At 70.8% G+C, this 16,729-nt stretch carries 10 protein-coding genes and 1 other RNA gene; 5 read left to right on the top strand and 6 right to left on the bottom strand.

Going from position 1 to position 16,729, the window contains the following annotated elements; genetic code table 11:
• Window positions 1-47: 47 nt before the first annotated feature.
• Entirely contained in the window at window positions 48-3,677 is a 3,630-nt protein-coding gene (locus ACT3UL_RS12355; RefSeq protein ID WP_444578538.1) for a DNA polymerase III subunit gamma and tau, read from the bottom strand.
• 32 nt (window positions 3,678-3,709) lie between these two features.
• Window positions 3,710-5,305 (bottom strand): hypothetical protein, encoded by a 1,596-nt coding sequence (locus ACT3UL_RS12350; RefSeq protein ID WP_444578537.1) that lies wholly within the window; start codon window positions 5,303-5,305, stop codon window positions 3,710-3,712.
• A 223-nt stretch (window positions 5,306-5,528) separates the two neighbouring features.
• On the opposite strand from ACT3UL_RS12350, the gene ACT3UL_RS12345 reads away from it, so the two are divergent.
• The 3 genes from ACT3UL_RS12345 to ACT3UL_RS12335 all read left to right on the top strand — a co-directional run bounded on the left by ACT3UL_RS12345 (window position 5,529) and on the right by ACT3UL_RS12335 (window position 9,362).
• Window positions 5,529-6,011 (top strand): VOC family protein, encoded by a 483-nt coding sequence (locus tag ACT3UL_RS12345; RefSeq protein WP_444578536.1) that lies wholly within the window; start codon window positions 5,529-5,531, stop codon window positions 6,009-6,011.
• 67 nt (window positions 6,012-6,078) lie between these two features.
• A complete protein-coding gene (locus ACT3UL_RS12340) occupies window positions 6,079-7,557 on the top strand; it encodes a dicarboxylate/amino acid:cation symporter (RefSeq protein WP_444578535.1) in 1,479 nt (492 codons plus the stop codon).
• A 485-nt stretch (window positions 7,558-8,042) separates the two neighbouring features.
• On the top strand, window positions 8,043-9,362 hold the full coding sequence (locus tag ACT3UL_RS12335; RefSeq protein ID WP_444578534.1) for an MFS transporter: 1,320 nt from the start codon (window positions 8,043-8,045) through the stop codon (window positions 9,360-9,362).
• Between the two features lie 28 nt (window positions 9,363-9,390).
• Here ACT3UL_RS12335 and ACT3UL_RS12330 read toward each other — a convergent pair whose 3' ends face one another.
• The 3 genes from ACT3UL_RS12330 to ffs form a co-directional block, all read right to left on the bottom strand.
• Complete coding sequence (locus ACT3UL_RS12330; protein ID WP_444578533.1) at window positions 9,391-10,782, bottom strand: TIGR01777 family oxidoreductase; 1,392 nt, start codon at window positions 10,780-10,782, stop codon at window positions 9,391-9,393.
• Window positions 10,783-10,906: 124 nt separating this feature from the next.
• On the bottom strand, window positions 10,907-11,860 hold the full coding sequence (locus ACT3UL_RS12325) for a CPBP family intramembrane glutamic endopeptidase (RefSeq protein WP_444578532.1): 954 nt from the start codon (window positions 11,858-11,860) through the stop codon (window positions 10,907-10,909).
• A 172-nt stretch (window positions 11,861-12,032) separates the two neighbouring features.
• An RNA gene (gene ffs, locus ACT3UL_RS12320) (signal recognition particle sRNA small type) lies at window positions 12,033-12,129 on the bottom strand.
• A 299-nt stretch (window positions 12,130-12,428) separates the two neighbouring features.
• Between ffs and ACT3UL_RS12315 the strand changes: the two genes are divergently transcribed.
• Complete coding sequence (locus tag ACT3UL_RS12315; RefSeq protein ID WP_444578530.1) at window positions 12,429-13,973, top strand: alanine/glycine:cation symporter family protein; 1,545 nt, start codon at window positions 12,429-12,431, stop codon at window positions 13,971-13,973.
• Between the two features lie 84 nt (window positions 13,974-14,057).
• On the opposite strand, the gene ACT3UL_RS12310 is transcribed toward ACT3UL_RS12315, so the two are convergent.
• Entirely contained in the window at window positions 14,058-15,062 is a 1,005-nt protein-coding gene (locus ACT3UL_RS12310; protein ID WP_444578529.1) for an aldo/keto reductase family protein, read from the bottom strand.
• Between the two features lie 129 nt (window positions 15,063-15,191).
• On the opposite strand from ACT3UL_RS12310, the gene adh reads away from it, so the two are divergent.
• Window positions 15,192-16,715 (top strand): aldehyde dehydrogenase, encoded by a 1,524-nt coding sequence (gene adh, locus ACT3UL_RS12305; RefSeq protein WP_444578528.1) that lies wholly within the window; start codon window positions 15,192-15,194, stop codon window positions 16,713-16,715.
• Window positions 16,716-16,729 lie beyond the last annotated feature (14 nt).

Raw genomic sequence — 16,729 nt, 5'->3', positions numbered from 1 at the left:
GTTGCGGCCCACGCGCTGATCCTTCGCGACCCAGGTCAGGCGAGGGGTCAGTACCTGTCGGTCTCGTCGATGACCTCGAGCACCTTGCCGCCGAGGATGGTCTCGATGACCTCGCGGCCGTTGCGCTTCGAGACCACGGCATCGTCGTCGTCGCGCGTCGCACCGCCGGTCGGATCGGCGTCGACCGGGGGCTCCTCGGGGCCTCCCTGGTGCCCCCGGGTGCGCAGCCCTGCTGTGCGAGAGGCCTGTGCTGCTTCGCGGACCAGCGCCGCACCGCTACGGGCAGGTGCGCCGGCCGGAGCGGCGCCGGTCGGGGCGGTGCCGGTCTGGACGGTGCCGGTCTGGACTGCGTCCGTCGGAATCGCCGACGGACCGCCCTGACCTGTGGAATTCTGGCCGGAGGAGTCCTGACCCGAGAAGTGCGGGCCAGAAGAGTCCTGCCCGGACGGTCCGGACTGCCCGGAGCCTGGAACGGCGACCGTCGCCGTGCCCCAGGAGGCGGCCGCGCGCGCAGTGGCCGATCCGGAGGCGGACTCGGAGGCCGAGTCAGCGGAGGCAGGCTGCTCGGAGGGTGCCTCGGGCGCCTGGCCACCCACCGCGCTCTCCGCGGAGTCGGCGAGTCCCTCCCCCTGTTCCTGGCCGGACGTGCCGCCCAGCCCTTGGTCGGGGCCGTTCGGGGGGTCGATCGGATCCGTGCTGCTCGCCGGTGCGTCCGGTGTCGCGTCGGGACGGGGGACTCGTGAATGGACGACCCGGCCTTCCGCGATGGCCTGCTTCAGGGCGTTCTGCCCGAAGGTCCGGGGCTCGTCGGCGGGCAGGGAGTCGCGGCCGTCGTCGTCGACGACGGGGATCTCGCCGGCATCAGCGGTGCCCGCGGACGGAGCAGGGGCTGATTCGGAGGCTGACCCTGCGGAGGTTGCCTGCGGAGCCGGGGCCGAGCGTCCGGTGCCGGGCTGAAGCGCATCGGACCAGCGCGGGGTGCGCTCCGGCGACGAGGCCGGAGACTGCGGGCCACCCCCGTGGCGAGCGACCGGTGCGCTCTGCGCTGAGTAGTCGTCGGGCGGGTAGGAATCCTCGGGATCCGGCGGGTACGGATCATCGGGTTCCGGGGCGAACTCCTCGACGCGGTCTGCACCGCCGGGGGCGGTCACGCGCCCGCGCGAGGCTCGTGCGGCGGCCTGCATCGCGCGATCTGCGGCGCGCTGGCCGGCCGAGGCGGGCGGTTCCTCCGACGGGGCCTGCCCACCGGGCGCCGGCGCACCACCAGGGGCTGTGGGGGCTGACGGCGCGGCAGCAGCCGAGGGTGCCGAAGCGGAGGACAGGGCGGAGCCGGGGCCTTCCGGCGCCGCGGCAGGAGCCGCAGAGGCTGCCGTGGCGGCTCCCCCGGCCGGCGGTGCCATCTGGGCCACGGCGTCGCCCCACGGAACAGGCGCGCTGCTCGGAGCGGCACCACCCTGCCCTGCGGCGCCGCGACCGTCATCGCCGCCACCCGAGCCGTCCTGTCCGACGGCCTGCTCCCACGAGCCGGACTGTCCCGACCCGCTAGGAGCCTGCTGACCAGCACCGTCCTGGGGGCCGCCGGCTCCGCGGGGAGCACCGCCCGCCGTGCCCCCGGGGCCCGACGACCCCGGTCCCGACGACCCCAGTCCCGAGGAACCCGGTCCGGACGTCCCTGGTCCCGACGAGCCTGGTCCTGCCGATCCCGGTCCGGAGGAGCCCGGTCCTGAGGAACCCGGCCCTGAGCCACCGGGACCCGGATCCTCTCCGACGACAGCGTCGACCGAGATCTCGACGTGCATGATCCGGCGCACGGCATCGGCCAGGTTCTCTGCTGCCGTGCCCCGGTGGAACGCTGCGACCAGGCCTTCGGTGCGGAACCCGATGAGGAGCGTCGAGCCCTGGGAACCGTGCACGTGCCCGTTCTGCCCGACGAGCGCCCAGCTGGGACGACGGATCTGCGCGAGCTCGTCGAGGATCGCGGACCAGTGCTCGCGCACGGCATCCGCGTTCAGTCCCTGCGCTCCGCCGGCGTCCGGTGCAGCGGGGGCGGGAGCACCCTGCGGGGCGGATGCCTGCGGCGCAGCGTGCTGCGGCGCGGCCTGCTGTGAGGCCGCCTGCTGCTCGGTCTGCTGGGGGGCCGGTGGCTGCTCCTGCGCGGCGCCGCTCTGCGGACCGCCGCCCTGCGGGGAAGCGCCCTGCGGGGCAGCTGCCTGCGGGGCGGATCCCGGCTCCAACGGGCCACCTCCCGGGCGCGATACCGGAGTGTCCCAACCCTGTGAGGACGTCGCGGCGTCGGCCCGGCCGTCGGGCGCCTGGGGCTGGCCCTGGCGTTCCGCCGTCGGGGCCGGCGTGCGCCCGCCGCGAGACTGTCGTGCGGATTCGACCTTCTCCTGCGCGATGCGTCGAGCCTCCTCGCGCCCGGAGGAGCCGCCGACGGCAGCACCCGCACCTGCACTGGGAGCCTGCGCGCCGCGACCCGGCGCTCCCTGCCGACCTCCCGCGGGCGGCTGCCCACCAGCCGGCTGGTTCCGCCCGGCCGGGGCGCCGCCGTCACCCGCGGCAGCCAGCGCGGCACGCTCGTCGCGCAGCACCAGACGCGCCGCGAGCAGCTCGAGGTGCAGTCGCGGCGACGTCGCCCCACTCATCGTGGAGAGCGTCTCGTGGACCAGGTCGCCGCACTGCGAGAGATCCGCCGGTTCGAAGCGGCCGGCCTGGCCGACCATGCGCTCGAGCTCATCGGCAGGGACCTGCGGCAGCAGATCCTGGCCGCGGTCGGGGACGGCCGCCAGGATGATCAGATCACGCATTCGCTCGAGCAGGTCCTCGACGAACCGGCGCGGCTCGTGGCCGGTCGCCAGCACGTGCTCGACAGCGGCATACAGCGCGCCGGCGTCCCGCTCGGCGACCGCCGTGATGGCGCTGTCCAGCAGCGCGGTGTCCGTGAAGCCGAGCAGGGCGATCGCGGTCGGGAAGTCCAGACCATCCTCGCCGGCGCCGGCCATGAGCTGGTCCAGCACCGACATGGAGTCACGGGCGGACCCACCGCCTGCGCGCACCACCAGCGGCATCACGCCCTCGCCGACGTTCACGCCCTCGGCGACGCAGACCTCCTCGAGGTACGGGCCCAGCACCTGCGGCGGGATCAGCCGGAAGGGGTAGTGGTGGGTGCGCGAGCGGATGGTGCCGATGACCTTGTCCGGCTCGGTGGTCGCGAAGACGAACTTCACGTGGTCCGGCGGCTCCTCCACCAGCTTCAGCAGGGCGTTGAACCCGGCCGAGGTCACCATGTGGGCCTCATCGATGATGAACACCTTGTAGCGGTCGCGCACGGGCGCGAAGGAGGCGCGCTCCCGCAGCTCGCGAGCATCGTCCACACCACCGTGGCTCGCGGCGTCGATCTCGACCACGTCGAGGCTGCCAGCGCCGCCGTTGGCGAGGTCGCGGCAGGAATCGCACTGACCGCACGGGATGTCCGTGGGACCTTCCGCGCAGTTCAGGCAGCGCGCGAGGATGCGCGCCGAGGTCGTCTTGCCGCAGCCTCGCGGCCCGGAGAACAGGTAGGCGTGACCGATCCGGCCCGCGCGCAGCGCACGCTGCAAGGGCGTGGTGACGTGGTCCTGGCCGATCACCTCGGCGAAGGACTCGGGACGATAACGACGGTACAGAGCTGTGGCCACCGGTACAGGCTAGTTGAGGCGCCCGACCTTCCTCACCGTTGGGGACGAGCAGGTTCTGTGGAGGACCGGTCCGAGGGCGTCGGATCTCCTCGATCAGCCCCGTTCTCCTGCGCGGTGTCCTGCGTGTTCTCCTGCATGCTCTCGCGTGTGCTCGTGGTCTCCTGCGTGCTCGCGCCCGCGGTGCACGGGGTCCTCCCGCCGTCCTCCGTCGCCCGGGCGCCTGCGGTCACCGTGCCGTCTGCCGTGTCCCCGACCTCCACGGGCCCGTCGTCGTCGGCGGTCTTCCCGGCGTGCGCCTGCGTGGCGGCCCGCGTCGCATCGAGCTTCTCGCGGCGATGGCGCAGGCTCCCGAAGGTCACCAGGAACGCGATCAGCACCACGATCACCGGGAGGGCGGCGTCCACGACCCACTCGGGCACGGAGAACGGCAGCGAGAAGTCCGGGATCCACCCGAACAGCAGATCCGTCAGCCAGTTCCAGGCCTCCCCGATGGGGCGGAGCACGGCGGCGATCGCCGACCTGATCGGCGCGAACAGCGCGTCGAAGAACTCCACGACCGGACGCACCAGCTCGCCGAACCAGGTGCGGACAGGCTCGGTGGCCTCGGAGATCGCGTCGACGACGGGCCGCACCCGGGCCTCCACCCACTCCTGCACCGGATCGAACAGGCCGCTGAACAGGCCGCCGACACCGAGCAGCGGGATCAGGAAGCCGGCGGCCTTCGCCAGCGCGGAGAACATTGCGTAGCGGACGGGATGCGCGATGCGCTTCTCATCGCGCACGGCCGACGGGCTGTCCTCGGCGGGCACGAGCAACGTCTTGTCCAGACCGTGGCGCACATCGACCTCACCGGCGCCGCCGAGCCCGGCGGTGTGCACCGAGATCACCTCGGCATCCGTGAAGCCTGGAACCTCTCGGTCGTCCTCGTCACCGCGTCCGTCGTCGCCGTCGGCGCCGGTCTTGGCGCCGTCCCCGTCGGCGGCGTCGTCGCGTTCGTCGGCGGCGGCGTCGTCGTCCATGACTCGGCGACGCACCGTGCAGCGCACCACGGTGAAACTCTCCTCGAGGCGGAACTGCAGGGCATCGGAGTCTGCGTCGGACCCGGAGTCAGCGTCGGTGTCGGCGTCGGCGCGCGCATCGGCCTCAGAGCGAGGGTCGACGTCGGTCCCTGTCTCCTCCTCGGCGTCCTGGTGTGCCGACTGCTCGGCCTCCTGCGCGGCCGCCTCCTTCTCACCCTCCTGCGCCGACTTCTGGTGCGCCTTCAGGGCCGCTTTCCGTGCTTTCTCCTCCGCGGCCGGATCGTGCTCGACGCCGTCGATGACCACCGTGAAGGAGGAGTCGAGGAGCCGGTGGCGCACGCGCACCAGGTAGTCGTGGCCGTCGGCGCGGCCGCGGTACTCGACGTCCGACGCGAACCGGGTGGGCTCCTGCGCGCCGAAGGGCTTCTCCACGTCGCCCTCGGTGCCTTCGTCCTCGGCGTTCTCCTCGGAATCTTCTTCGGCATCTTCCTCGACGTCAGAGCGCGGGCCGACGACGGCGCGGGCCGTCTCGTCGTCGGCCGGCGCGGCGGAGTCGCGTGCAGCGGGGTCATGCACAGCGGGGTCATGCGCTGAAGGTCGGTCGTCCATGTCTCCACGATGTCAGCAGCCCGCCCCCGCATGCATCGTCCGCAGGTCTGTGACCGGCCACGTCAGCATCAGCCGAACGGACGAGACCGTGAGGACGAGACTGCTGGCACGGCGCCGCGAGCACGACGCCTGAGCACGCCTCCGGAAGCACGACCTCTCGCGACCGACAGCGCGCAGCGGCAATTCCGTTGACCTGCGACCGGCACTCCCGAAGACTCCTCTCATGAGCGTCCGCCACTCCCACACCAGCATCGACTGCCACGACGCCTTCGCCCTGTCCCAGTGGTGGCTCCGCATCCTCGATTACGCGATGGACCCGGAGGATCCGAACCTGCCCGGGCACGAGGAGTGCGCGATCCACGATCCCGAGACCGGGCACACGCTGCTGTTCCTCGAGGTCCCCGACGACGAGCTGCCGGCCAAGCGGATCCACCTCGATGTGCGCCCTCGTGAGCGCCCGCAGGAGCAGGAGATCCTCTGGCTCGAGCAGCAGGGAGCCGTGGCGCTCGCCGACCATCGGGGCCAGTACGGCCCGGGCACCGGATGGCTGACCATGGCGGATCCCGAGGGCAACCAGTTCTGCGTGCTGACGTCCGACGCCGAGCGGGCCGCGATGGCGTCACCGCGCGACGACGGCAGGGCCGCCGATGCACCTGCTGAGGCGAGGACCGACGGGAACGCCGATGACTTCCCCGAAACCCCCTAGTTCTCCTAATGTGACCGCATAGCGTTTTGATTGAACTCGTGACGAGGTCCGCGTAACGTCGCCTGCCGTGAGCACATCCACCACCTCCTCCCCCACGACACCGCGGCGCACGCGCAACCCGTTGCGCGCGATCGTCCGCATCCCCTTCGGCTGGCAGGTCCTGATCGGACTCGTCCTCGGCGTGGTCCTCGGCCTCGTCGCGGCCCAGATCGGCCCCGTCACCGCCACGGACGCCAACCCGGACGGCGCGAACTGGCTGACCACCGCGCTGAACACCATCGGCACGATCTTCGTGACGCTGCTGAAAGCGCTGGTCCCGCCACTGATCTTCCTCGCGATCATCACCTCGATCGCCAACCTGCGCGGCGTCACCAACGCCGCCCGGCTCGCCGGGAAGACCCTGCTCTGGTTCGCCATCACGTCGCTGATCGCCGTGTCGATCGGTATCGCGCTCGGCGCCGTGACCTCCCCCGGCGCGAACTCCGGCGTCTCGGCGGACGCCGCCCAGGCCTCGGACACCCAGGGCGGCTGGATGGACTTCCTCACCGGCCTCGTCCCCACGAACTTCCTGGGCATCGAGGGAAGCGCCGGGGACGACGGCACCGTCTCGCTGAGCTTCAACGCCCTGCAGATCCTGGTCATCTCGATCGCCGTGGGCATCGCGGTGCTCTCCGTCGGCGAGAAGGCCGAGCCCTTCCTGAAGGTCACCGGCTCCGCGCTGGAGATCGTCCAGAAGCTGCTGTGGTGGGTCATCCGCCTCGCCCCGATCGGCACCGTCGGCCTGCTCGGCAACGCCGTGGCCAGCTACGGCTGGAACGCGATCGGTCAGCTCGGCGTCTTCGTCGCCGACGTGTACATCGGCCTCTTCCTCGTGCTGCTGGTCGTCTACCCGGTGCTCCTGAAGCTCAACGGCCTCTCGATCGGCTCCTTCTTCCGCGGTGTGTGGCCCGCGACCTCGCTCGGCTTCGTCTCCCGCTCCTCGCTGGGCACCATGCCGATGACGCAGTCCGTCACCGAGCGCATGGGCGTGCCGCGCCACTACGCGAGCTTCGCCGTGCCGCTGGGCGCGACCACCAAGATGGACGGCTGCGCCGCGATCTACCCGGCCCTGGCCGCAATCTTCGTCGCGAACTTCTACGGTGTGCCGCTCGGCGTCACCGACTACCTGCTGATCGTGCTGGTCTCCGTGCTGGGCTCGGCCGCGACCGCCGGCATGACCGGCGCGACCGTGATGCTCACCCTCACCCTGTCCACCCTGGGCCTCCCGCTCGAGGGTGTGGGCCTGCTGCTCGCGATCGACCCGATCCTCGACATGGGCCGCACCGCCCTGAACGTCACCGGCCAGTCGCTGGTCGCCGTGATCGTCTCCAAGCGCGAGAAGATCCTCGATCAGCCGGCGTACGACGACGCCCGACGCACCTCCTTCCAGGCCATCCAGGCCGAGGAGGCGCAGGACGCTGCCGACGCTGACGTTGACGTTGACACGGAGGCCACGGCAGGCGTCGAGTCCGACGCGGACCGCGAGAAGCAGCCCGCCACCGCCTGATCGGCGCCCACCGGCCGCCACGCGCAGGCACCGCAGCGCGCATGATGCCCCGGCCCCTCGACGACATCACCGTCGAGGGGCCGGGGCATCATCTGTGCGCGCTCTGTGCCCCGCGACGCCAACTGCCCCGCCCAGCCTCGCCTCGGCGTTCGACAGACCGCGACGCGCCCACCGATACCCTCGATATATACCTCCACTGATACATATCGGTGGTCTCGTTCGGCGCGCCCTCGACGGAGAGCGCGCAAGGGGCGCCCGCGCCGGGGAGCGCCCGAGCGACGGCCCACGACCGGGAGCTCCCGCGCCGGGGAGCGCCACCTCCTGGGTGAAACCGCGCACCGCACGCCTCGGAGCTCTGGCCCAACCCTCGCGCCGCCCCTAGAGTGAGGCTGTCAGATCGGCCCGGCTCCACGGGCCCCCGCAGTGCATCTACCTCGGGTCCCTCGGCGGACCGTCCAAGGCGGCACCCACCGTCCGGAGCAGCGATGTCCACGCAGCAGACCACAGCCCCCGCCCCGCAGCAGTCCTCCCCGACCCTGCGCAGCGTCGCCGGGGCTGCCTACTTCCCGATCGCCTTCGTCGCCCGTTTCCCCTTCGCGATGATGGTCGTGGGCACTCTGACCCTCGTCGTCTCCGCTCGCGACTCGATCGCGCTGGGCGGGTTGAACTCCGCGGTCGTGGGCCTGGGCTCCGCGCTCGTCGGCCCCCTGCTCGGTGCCGCGGCGGACCGGATCGGCCAGCGCCCCGTCATCCTCGTCTCCGGGATCGTGAACTCCCTGACCCTGCTCGCGATGGCCGCGGTGGCGTTCAGCGCCCTGCCCGACGCGGCGGTGCTCGCCGTCGGCTTCCTGATCGGCGCCTCGTCGCCGCAGATCGGCCCGCTCTCCCGCAGCCGCCTGGTGCAGCTCATCCTCACCCGCCTGCCCTCCCACCGTCGGGCGAAGAGCCTCAACGGGACGATGGGCTACGAATCCGCGGCCGACGAGACCGCCTTCGTGTTCGGCCCCGTCGTGGTGGGCCTGCTCGCCACCACGCTCAGCCCGGCCGCCCCCATGATCGGCGCCGCGGTGCTCACGCTGCTGTTCGTCACCGCCTTCGCCCTGCACCCCACGGCGAAGGTGGCGGCGCCCACCACCGAGGAGCCCGTCGCGCAGGCCCCGGCCCGTGAGCTGTTCACCCTGCCCGTGCTGGTGATCGTCGCCGGTGCGCTCGGCGTGGGGCTCTTCTTCGGCACGGTCCTCACCTCGCTGACGGCCTTCCTCTCCGACACCGGCCACGGTGACTCGGCGGGGCTCGTCTACGGCGTGATGGGGGTGGGGTCCACGATCCTGGCCCTGAGCATCACCCTGTTCCCCGAGCGGTTCCGGCTGTACGCGCGCTGGCTCACCTTCTCCTCGCTGATGCTGGCCGCGATGCTCGCCTTCGGCCTCGCGGGGGGTCTCACCGGGCTCATCGCCGCGATGGCGGTCGCCGGTATCGGGATCGGGCCGACGGTCGTGACGCTGTACAGCCTCGCCGCAGACCGCAGCCCCCAGGGACGTTCCGCGACCGTGATGACGATGCTGGGCTCGGCCACGATCGTCGGCCAGTCCGCGGCCTCCGCCGTGACCGGCGCGGTCGCCGAGAGCTCCGGATCGCAGGCATCCATGTGGCTGCCCGTCGGCGCCGCCGCTCTCGTGGTGCTCGCCGCCCTCGTCAATGCGCTGGCCTGCCGCACGCCCGCGGGCACCGAGATCTCCGCGGCCGACGAGGAGGTCCTCGAGGAGGCCCGGCGACTCACCGAGCTGCCCTCCGAGCACCTCTGATCCGACACGGAGCGTCGCCTGCGGACCCTCACCGCCACAGCACGTGCTGGAGAGCCTGCTCGAGAGTGGTGTGCGCGGCGCGGAACCCGCTCGCCTGCAGGCGCGCGTCCGAGACGTTCTGATCGGCCTGGATGAGCTCGTCCGCCCCGTCGGCCCCCAGCAGCAGCTTCGGCCCGAACGCCGGGACCGGCACCACGGCCGGCCGGTGCAGCGCCGCGCCGAGAGTGCGCGCGAACTGCCCGGCGGTGACCGGCTCCGGGGCGACGGCGTTGAGCGGTCCGTGTACGTCCGCCGAGAGCGCCGCATGGGCGTAGACCCGCACGATGTCGTCCAGGGTGATCCACGAGGTCATCGAGTCCGCACTGGTCAGGCGGCCTCCCGCCCCGGCGAGGAAGAGCGGCAGCTGGGGCAGCAGCGGCCCACCCCCGTCGGACAGCACGAGAGAGGTGCGCACGAAGACGGTGCGTATCCCCGCCTCGGTCGCCGCGTGGGCGGCATGCTCCCAGTCGCGCACCAGATCGGCGAGGAACCCCTCCCCGCCGGGATCGGCCTCCGTGAGCAGCTCGCCGGGGCGGCGGGGGCCATAGAGGCCGATGGCGCTGGCCTGCACGAGAGCCGAGGGCCCGTTGTCCATGTTCGCGAGGGTGCGGGCGATGAGTGCCGAGCCGTGCACGCGGGAGGAGCGGATCTCGCCGCGCGCGCTGTGGGTCCAGCGGGTGGCGATGGAGCGGCCGGCGAGGTGGATGACCACGTCGACGCCCTCGAGATCGGCGGGGTCCAGGCGCCCGCCCTGCGGGTCCCAGGAGATCTCGTCCGGGCCGACGTCCTCCTCGCGGATCATCCGTCGCACGGTGTGCCCGCCGGTCTCGAGCAGGGCGGCGAGCTGGGTGCCGATGAGCCCGGAGGATCCGGTCAGGGCGATCGTGCGTCGGGGCTGGTCGGCGTAGCGAGCGTGGAAGGCGAGGTCCTCGCGCAGCTGCCGGTCCCGGAACCGGAACACCCGCTGTATCTGGGGGCTCAGCAGCGGCTCGAGGCGCTGGAGGCGGGCGGGGAGCTCGACCTCGAGGGTGTCCCGCACCAGGGTTCCGCCCTCGGAACCGGGATCGGACAGGAGACGATGCTCGTGGCTCCAGGTGCGCCAGGGTCCCCGCACCTGCTGATCGACGAACCGGGCCTCGCCCTCGACATCTCTCTGGTGCTCGCGGTGGCGCAGGATCCAGTGCGGGCGCAGCAGCGACGGCAGGGCGGACGGTCCCAGCCGGGTGCCGACGACGCGGCCCACCTGCAGGCCGCCGGCCGTCGGATCATCCGGCGTGGCGAGGCCGGGCGGGGTGAGGCGCACCAGCGCCCCGGGCCGTTCGTGCCAGGCCAGGACCTCGGCCTGGGGGAAGGGGATCCAATGGGTGGTCTCGATCTTCATGACTGCTCCGTTCCTCGGCGGCGCCGCACGCTCAGGCGGTGCAGGTCCTCGCCGGTAGTGCGGTCCACGCTACGCACAGCATGCGCCCTTGACCAGGGCCTGCCGCATGCACTGCCCGCAGCATTCAGTCCGGGTGCGGAGCTGTGCGGTCCAGGGGCCCGGCAGGTGCGGCCATAGGCGCGACCCCCGCCGGCGTCAGCCCGTCGGCCACCCGCAGGATGACCCACGCGACACCGAGCCACAGGACCCACGAGCTCAGATCCATCACCCACAGCAGGGTCGGATCGACGGGGCCCAGGACGTTCTGCTCGAGCGCGACCCGCAGGCTGTTCAGCAGGCCGTGCCCGATGATCGCCGCCCAGGCCGTCCCGGAGAGACGGCGCAGCACGGACAGCAGCGGCGCGACGGCGACGATCGTGCCGAGATAGCTGACCATCGCGCGACCGGACAGACCCAGCGCGAGCACCACCGGCAGATGCCACAGAGCCCACAACGCGCCGATGGCCAGCGACATCCGCCAGAAGCCGAGCGGCTCGAGCGTGCTCTGCAGCCACCCGCGCCACCCGGCCTCCTCCCCGATCGCGAAGACGGCCTGCATGACCAGAACCACCGGCGCCGCGAGCAGCAGGCCGAGCAGGGGCGGTGCGTCCGCGAGCGGGGACGCTCCGCCGACGACTCCGATCAGCAGGCGGGCCACGGGCACCAGCGTGAAGGCGGTGATCGCGGCGAGCACCGCGATCAGCAGAGCTCTGCCCGAGGGCACGTGCAGGGCGAGGGAGCGCCACCAGGGCTCATCGCGCCGGCGCACGAGGAGCGCCGCGAGCAGCGGGGACAGCTGGGCCAAGGGCACCACCAGACCGAGCGCCGCCGGGGGCAGCAGACCGGTGGCGAGGGGGATCGAGAGGGCAGCGGCGACCGCGGTCGCGATCAGGACGAACAGGCCGACGCGCGCCGGCGAGTCGATGACTCCCTGTGGCGCCGAGGGGGCCGGTGACCGGTGCCGGGAGGCGGGTGCGTCGGGATCGGCGGGGACGTCCGGGACGTCGGGATCGGTGGGGACGACGGGGCGGGAGGACATCGGGGGCTCCTGGGACCGGGTGCGGCGCGCCTGGTGCGACCGCAGCGTCGATGTCCACGCTAGGAAGGGCCCGCGAGCTCCGGTACGGGGAGGTCCGCCGTGCCGAGCGGGGGCAATCCCCCTCGGATCCGCCCGGGGTCACGCCGACGGGGCAGGGCACGTCGTCAGGGCATGAAGCGACCCCTCGTGCACCTGCCAGAGCTCACCTGCCCTTGCTGCCGTCAAGCCCTGGGGGAGTTCAGCAAGATGACACCGCACGAGGGGTCGTGTCCCAGTGTAGCGGCTCTATCGCATGCACTTCGAGCCTCGCGAAGGCGATCCCGCGCACATCGTCCCGCCCGTCGGCTCCGCCCTTCACCGTGGGCAGATCGCCGGGCTCCGAGGCACCTTCTCCTGGGAATCCCCGAGTAGTTTCACGAGCAATCAGGTCACGACCGTGCAACACGCTCGGGATAGCGCGCTTTTCACGGCCCTGTTCAGGTAGGTTCCCTCCAGCACATTCTCGGTGACCCAGGTCACCACCCGCGGTGCCGATGCTGCCACCGCTCCCCCTGACCCTGGAGGTTTCATGCCCTTCGATACCCTGATCACCGGGGCGAACAACCTCGTGTGGTCCCTCCCCTTGGTCGGTCTACTGCTGATCACCGGCCTGTACTTCTCGCTCCGTACTCTGTTCCTGCAGATTCGCTGCATCCCCGACATGCTCGAGCAGCTCAGAAAGGGCGAGTCGTCACCGGACGGCACGTCATCGCTTCAGTCGCTCATGATGTCCCTCGCAGGCCGCGTCGGCATGGGCAACATCGGCGGCGTCGCCACGGCGATCGCCCTCGGCGGCCCCGGCGCCGTGTTCTGGATGTGGCTGATCGCCTTCCTCGGCGCGGCGACATCCTTCATCGAGTGCACCCTCGGCCAGATCTACAAGGAGAAGGACGTCGACACCGGTGAGTACCGCGGTGGCCCGGCGTACTACATCGAGAAGGCCTTCAAGCACACCAAGGCCGCTCCGGCCTTCAAGGCCTACGCGATCGTATTCTCGATCGTCACCGTGATCGCCATGTGCTTCTTCCTCCCGGGCGTGCAGGGCAACGGCATGGCGTCCGCAGCGTACGAAGCGTGGAATCTTCCCCACTGGATCTCCGCCGTAGGCGTCGTCATCCTGCTGGCCTTCATCATCATCGGCGGCGTGAAGCGGATCGCTCGCTTCGCCGTGATCGTCGTACCCGTGATGGCGATTCTTTACATCATCGCCGCCATGGTGGTGTTCTTCGTGAACTTCGACCAGATCGGGCACGTTTTCGGCCTGATCTTCTCCAGCGCCTTCGGTGCGCACGCGATGTTCGGCGCGATCGTCGGCAAGGCCGTGGAGATGGGCGTCAAGCGCGGCCTCTACTCCAATGAAGCGGGACAGGGCACCGGCCCGCATGCGGCAGCCGCCGCTGAGGTCTCCCACCCGGCCAAACAGGGCTTCGCTCAGTCGTTCGCCGTCTACATCGACACCCTGTTCGTCTGCACCGCGACCGCGTTCCTCATCATCTCCACGGACATGTACCAGGTGTTCCAGGGGCCGGAGGAGACGCTTCTCTACGAGGGGTCGGTGCCGGCCGGTACCGATTACGGTCCAGAGTTCTCTCAGAACGGTTTCGAGACCGTGTTCCATGGCCTGGGGCCGACCTTCGTGGCGATCGCACTGTTCTTCTTCGCCTTCACCACGATCGTCGCCTACTACTACATGGCCGAGGTCAATCTGACGTACCTCAACCGCTGGATCCCGAACCGCCTGGTGCGCCGTGCCCTGGTGCGGGCTCTCCAGGCGCTCATCCTGGTTGCCGTGGTCTACGGCTCGGTGACCACCACGGGCAACGCGTGGGCGCTCGGCGACATCGGCGTGGGTGCGATGGCCTGGCTGAACGTCGTGGCGATCCTGATCCTGCAGGGCCCCGCTCTGAAAGCTCTCAAGGACTACCGGCAGCAGAAGAAGCAGGGGTTGGACCCGCAGTTCGACCCCCGCAAGCTCGGCATCAAGAACGCTGAGTTCTGGGAGCTGCGCGCAGACGGCCTGAACCGGCCGGGCAAGAGCGGTGAGCAGCTGAAGAAGGAGACGACCGACGTCTGACACCGCCTCCGCGGATCCCCCCACCTGCAGAACGGCCGCCCCCCGAGGGGAGCGGCCGTTCTGTCATGGCGCAGGCGCCGACCCTCAGGACAGGCGCTGCGCCGGGGAGACGGTCTTGGCCGGGTCGGTCTCGGGGATGTCACCGAGCACCTCGTCGATGCGCGCCTTCACGTCGGCATCGAGCGTGACGCCGGCGGCCTTGACGTTCTCGGTGATCTGCTCGGGGCGGGAGGCGCCGATGATCGCGCCGGCCACGTTGTCGTTGCTGAGCACCCAGGCCACGGCGAGCTGCGCCATGGTCAGGTCGAGCTCCGCGGCGATCGGCTCGAGGCCCTGCACGGCCTGGAGCACCGGGTCGTCCAGGAAGCGCTTGATCATGTCGGCGCCGCCCTTCTCGTCGCGGGCGCGCGAGCCCTCGGGCGCCTCGGCACCGGGCTTGTACTTGCCGGTGAGGATGCCCTGGGCGACGGGCGACCACACGATCTGGGAGATGCCGAGCTCGCGGGAGGTGGGCACCACGCGCTCCTCGATCACGCGCCACAGCTTCGAGTACTGGGGCTGGTTGGAGATCTGCTGGATGCCGAGCTCGCGGGCCAGCTGGTGGCCGGCGCGCAGCTGATCCGCGTTCCACTCGGAGACGCCGATGTAGAGGGCCTTGCCGGAGTGGATGACGTCGGCGAAGGCCTGCATCGTCTCCTCGAGCGGGGTGGCGTCGTCGTAGCGGTGCGCCTGGTAGAGGTCCACGTAGTCGGTCTGGAGGCGGGAGAGGGAGCCGTCGATCGACTCGCGGATGTGCTTGCGCGAGAGCCCGGTGTCGTTGTGCCCCTTCCGGCCCGTCGGGAAGTAGACCTTGGTGAAGATCTCGAGCGACTCGCGCCGCTCGCCCTTGAGCGCCTCGCCGAGCACGACCTCGGCGGCCGTGTTCGCATAGGTGTCTGCGGTGTCGAAGGTGCTGATGCCGGCGTCGAGCGCGGCGCGCACGCAGGCCCGCGCGCGCTCGTCCTCCACCTGGGAGGCGTGGGTGAGCCAGTTCCCGTAGATGATCTCGCTGATCTTGAGGCCGCTGCGGCCGAGGTGACGGTGTTCCATGCCGTTCAGCCTACGGTCGGCCGGCAGGGCTTACGATGGTGATCCACGTCATAGCGCGGCCGTCGGCTCCCCGCGGAGCGACCGGACCGGTCGCGCCCCAGTCTCGACGACGAGCACCGAGGAGAACACATGACCGCCTATGCACACCCCGGAACCGACGGCGCGAAGGTCACCTTCAAGCAGCGGTACGAGAACTACATCGGGGGCCAGTGGGTCCCACCGGTCAAGGGCGAGTATTTCGAGAACCCCACCCCCGTGACCGGCAAGGTGTTCACCGAGGTGGCCCGCTCCACCGCGGAGGACATCGAGAAGGCGCTCGACGCCGCCCACGCCGCGGCACCGGCCTGGGGGACGACGTCGGTCGCCGAACGCGCCGTGATCCTCAACAAGATCGCGGACCGTATCGAGGAGAACCTCGAGATGCTGGCCGTGGCCGAGACCTGGGACAACGGCAAGCCGATCCGGGAGTGCCTGGGCGCGGACCTGCCGCTCGCGGTGGATCACTTCCGCTACTTCGCCGGCGCGATCCGGGCCCAGGAGGGCGCGCTCTCGCAGATCGACGACGACACCGTCGCCTACCACTTCCATGAGCCCCTCGGCGTGGTCGGGCAGATCATCCCGTGGAACTTCCCGATCCTCATGGCCGTGTGGAAGCTGGCCCCCGCGCTCGCGGCCGGCAACTGCGTGGTGCTCAAGCCCGCTGAGCAGACCCCTGCCTCGATCCTGGTGCTGGCCGAGCTCATCGGCGACCTGCTGCCGGACGGCGTGCTGAACATCGTCAACGGTTTCGGCGTCGAGGCCGGCAAGCCGCTCGCGTCGAACAAGCGGATCGCGAAGATCGCCTTCACCGGCGAGACCACCACGGGCCGCCTGATCATGCAGTACGCCTCGCAGAACCTCATCCCCGTCACCCTCGAGCTGGGCGGCAAGAGCCCGAACCTGTTCTTCGAGGATGTGGCGTCGGCGAAGGACGACTACTACGACAAGGCCCTCGAGGGCTTCGCGATGTTCGCCCTGAACCAGGGCGAGGTGTGCACCTGCCCGTCGCGCGCGCTCGTGCAGGACTCGATCTACGACGACTTCGTGGCCGACGGGCTGAAGCGCGTCGAGGCGACGAAGCAGGGCGATCCGCTGGACACCGACACGATGATCGGCGCCCAGGCCAGCAACGACCAGCTCGAGAAGATCCTCTCCTACATCGACATCGGCACGAAGGAGGGCGCGAAGCTGCTCACCGGTGGCGAGCGCGCCGATCTCGGTGGGGAGCTCTCCGGGGGCTACTACGTGACGCCCACGGTGTTCGAGGGCGACAACTCGATGCGCATCTTCCAGGAGGAGATCTTCGGGCCGGTGCTCGCGCTGACCCGCTTCTCCGACTACGACGAAGCCATCTCGATCGCCAACGACACCCTGTACGGGCTCGGCTCCGGCGTGTGGAGCAGGCAGCAGAACATCATCTACCGCGCGGGCCGGGCCATCCAGGCCGGGCGCGTCTGGGTGAACAACTACCACTCGTATCCGGCGCACTCCGCGTTCGGCGGGTACAAGTCCTCGGGCATCGGCCGGGAGAACCACCTGATGATGCTCGACCACTACCAGCAGACCAAGAACCTGCTGGTCAGCTACTCGGAGAAGAAGCTCGGCTTCTTCTGATCGGCACGGCCGGC

Origin of the sequence: Brachybacterium sp. 107 (assembly GCF_052379725.1) — a bacterium.
In the GTDB taxonomy this organism is placed as follows: Bacteria; Actinomycetota; Actinomycetes; order Actinomycetales; family Dermabacteraceae; genus Brachybacterium.
This window is presented reverse-complemented; position numbering and strand designations above follow the sequence as displayed.